The 3,068-nt window shown below is 66.8% G+C and carries 5 protein-coding genes; all 5 read left to right on the top strand.

The annotated features are described in order from the left end of the window. Positions 1-313, top strand: a 313-nt coding sequence (locus ACE3UY_RS16745) for a hypothetical protein (RefSeq protein ID WP_374688633.1), incomplete at its 5' end; no start/stop codon positions are given. An 81-nt stretch (positions 314-394) separates the two neighbouring features. Next, positions 395-1,369 (top strand): 1,2-phenylacetyl-CoA epoxidase subunit PaaA, encoded by a 975-nt coding sequence (gene paaA, locus ACE3UY_RS16740; RefSeq protein WP_374688632.1) that lies wholly within the window; start codon positions 395-397, stop codon positions 1,367-1,369. A gap of 94 nt (positions 1,370-1,463) precedes the next feature. Next, positions 1,464-2,006 (top strand): phenylacetic acid degradation protein, encoded by a 543-nt coding sequence (locus ACE3UY_RS16735; protein WP_374688631.1) that lies wholly within the window; start codon positions 1,464-1,466, stop codon positions 2,004-2,006. Further along, positions 2,006-2,764, top strand: a complete 759-nt coding sequence (paaC, locus tag ACE3UY_RS16730; protein WP_374688630.1) for a 1,2-phenylacetyl-CoA epoxidase subunit PaaC — start codon at positions 2,006-2,008, stop codon at positions 2,762-2,764. Before ACE3UY_RS16735 ends, paaC begins: the two co-directional genes overlap by 1 nt. 5 nt (positions 2,765-2,769) lie before the next feature. Continuing rightward, the coding region (gene paaD / locus ACE3UY_RS16725; protein ID WP_374688629.1) for a 1,2-phenylacetyl-CoA epoxidase subunit PaaD at positions 2,770-3,068 on the top strand (299 nt) is incomplete at its 3' end.

Raw genomic sequence — 3,068 nt, 5'->3', positions numbered from 1 at the left:
GGGCCTGCCCCTTGTTGCGCCGACCAGTATGTTTGCAGAGGTGGCCGGCGCTGTTGCTCACCGTACTGGTAGTTCGCAACTTGGTTACCACGCTGTACAAAGTATCCAGCAAGTTCCCACTCTACAACTGGTAGCTGTTAGGGCTGAATTGGGCGACTTTGCGGCTCAGGTAGCTTCTACGCACCGTTTGCGCGGTGGCGACGCGATCTATGTCGCCGTAGCTTATCAATTGCAGGTGCCACTGGTTAGTTGGGATCAGGAGCAGATCGCGCGTGTGGCCGGTTTCGTTAATGCCTATGCGCCAGAACAGTGAACCAGGTCATCGAAGTCTCATCTACAATCGCGTCGTTCTTGTCTATACTTAAGCCAACCCACTAAACGGAGCGCACAGCTGATGGACGACCAGGCATACGCGGCGAAGGTGGCGGAGTTCGAGGCGCGCATCGCCCGCGGCGAGAAGATCGAGCCGGGCGACTGGATGCCGCCCGACTATCGCCAGCAGCTCATCCGCATGATCTCGCAGCATGCCCACAGCGAGATCGTCGGCATGCTGCCGGAAGGGGCATGGATTACCCGCGCGCCCAACCTGCGGCGCAAGATGGTGCTGCTGGCCAAGGTGCAGGACGAGGCGGGCCACGGCCAGTACCTCTATCACGCCGCCGAGACGCTGGGCGTCAGCCGCGACGAGATGATCGCCGCCCTGCTGGACGGCCGCGCCAAATACGCCAGCGTCTTCAACTACCCCACGCTCGGCTGGGCCGACGTGGGGGCCATCGGCTGGCTGGTGGACGGCGCGGCGATCATGAACCAGTCGATGTTGGCCCACTGCTCCTACGGCCCCTACTCGCGGGCGATGGTGCGCATCTGCGCCGAGGAGGGCTTCCACAAGAAGCAGGGACAGGAGATGATCATCCGCTACGCCCAGGGCACGCCGACGCAGCGCCAGATGGCCCAGGACGCCATCGACCGCTGGTGGTGGCCGGCGCTGATGATGTTCGGGCCGCATGACTCGGCTTCCGCCAATACGCCTCAACTGGTGCGCTGGGGTATCAAGACCAAGACCAACGATCAGTTGCGCGGCGAGTTTATCGACGAGATGGTTCCGGCGCTGGCGGCGCTGGGACTGAGCGTGCCCGACCCGGAGATGCATTACGATGAGGCGACCGGCCATTGGACCGGCGGCGAGATCGACTGGGATGAGTTCTGGCGGGTCATCAAAGGAGACGGGCCGATGAACGCCATCCGGCTCGACACGCGGCGGGCGGCTCATGAGGACGGCCGCTGGGTGCGCGAGGCGGCGCAGGCTTATGCCGACCGCGGACAGATGGTTACAGTGCGGGGGAGCACGGGTGCAGGGGGGCAGGGGTGAAAGAAGCGTCTGCCAGCAGGCTCTTTCTCCTCTGCTCCCCCGCTCCCCTGCTCCTCCGCATGCTCGTATCTCGGCCGATGTTTCTCTTTTCGTCATGACCGACCAGTGGCCGCGTTACGAGGTGTTCAAGCAGGACAGGCCGGACGGCCCGCACCGCAATGTCGGCTCCGTGCACGCGCCGGACGCGGAGCTGGCCGTGCTGAACGCCCGCGACGTGTTCGCGCGGCGGCCGGCCTGTCACAGCCTGTGGGTCATCCCGGCGGAGGCCATCATGGCGCGGACGGCTGAGGAACTAGCGACTGAAAGTGAAGAGCCGGCCGATGGCGAAGTAAGGAGTCAGCAGTATTCAGTATTCAGTAAGCAGTCGCAGCGGCAGACGATGACCTACGTGGACTACATGGGGCAAGTCGAGGCCCGCTCGGCGGCCGAGGCGCTGAGGCTGGCCGCGCGGGCGGCCGACCCGCCGGCGGCTGTCTGGTGGGCCGCGCCCACGGCCGCCATTGTGCGTAGCGACGAGGAAGTGGCGGCGGGCTTCGAGGCGGCCACGTCGAAGCGGTTCCGGCTGCCCAACCAGTACCACACCGTTTTCACCATGCGCCAGTTGCGCCGCGCCCAGGACGAGGAGGAGGCTGAGTGATGGATGCCGCCCTGGCCGCGCCGCTGGCCGAGCGCCTGCTGGCGATGGCCGACGACGAGCTGATCCTGGCGCACCGCAATTCGGAGTGGGCGGGGCACGGCCCGATCCTGGAGGAGGACATCGCCTTTGCCAACATCGCCCTGGACGAGCTGGGCCATGCCGCCATCTGGTACGGCCTGCGCGGCCAGATGACCGGCGAGGACGCTGACCGGCTCATCTTCTTCCGCGACGCGGGGGCGTATCGCAATGTCCAGCTGGTCGAATTGCCCAAGGGGGATTGGGCGTTCTCCATGCTGCGCCAATACCTGTTCGACGCCGCCGAGAGCGTGGCGTTGCCCCACCTGACGGCCAGCCGCCACCGCCCGCTGGCCGAGGCCGCGGCCAAGATCGCCACTGAGGAGATGTACCACCTGCGCCACACCCGGCTGTGGCTGCGGCGGCTAGGGTTGGGCACGACGGAGAGCCACGGCCGGCTGCAACGCGCGCTGGACACGCTCTGGCCCTACGCGCGGCAACTGTTCGCGCCGCTGCCGGGCGACGCGGCGCTCGTCTCGGCCGAGATCATCCCCGACGCCGCCCCGCTGCGCCGCGAGTGGGAAGCGCTCGTGCGGCCGTACCTGACCGAATGCGCTCTGACCATTCCCGAAGACGCCCTGCCCCGGCGGGCCATCCCGCGCGCCGAGCACACCGAGCACCTGATGGTCTTACTGGCCGAGATGCAGTCCGTGGCCCGCATGGACCCGACGGCCGAATGGTGAGCCGAATGAGTGTTACAGCCGAAGATGTCTGGCGGGCGCTGGAGGGGGTCAAAGACCCCGAAATCCCGGTGGTGTCCGTTGTGGAGATGGGCATCATCCGTGCGGTGGAGATGACGCCGGCCGGCGTGACGGTCACGATGACGCCGACTTTCTCCGGCTGCCCGGCGCTGGACGTGATGCGGCGGGACATCGAGGCGGCCGTGCGGGGGCTGGGCGCGGCCGAGGTGACGGTGCGCACCGTCCTGCACCCGCCGTGGAGCACCGACCACATCAGCGACGCCGGGCGAGAGAAGCTGCGCCAATT

This window comes from Promineifilum sp. (SeqCode) (genome assembly GCF_041918635.1).
In the GTDB taxonomy this organism is placed as follows: Bacteria; Chloroflexota; Anaerolineae; order Promineifilales; family Promineifilaceae; genus Promineifilum.
The sequence above is the reverse complement of the archived record's forward strand: the minus strand, read 5'-3'. Positions and strand labels throughout refer to the sequence as shown.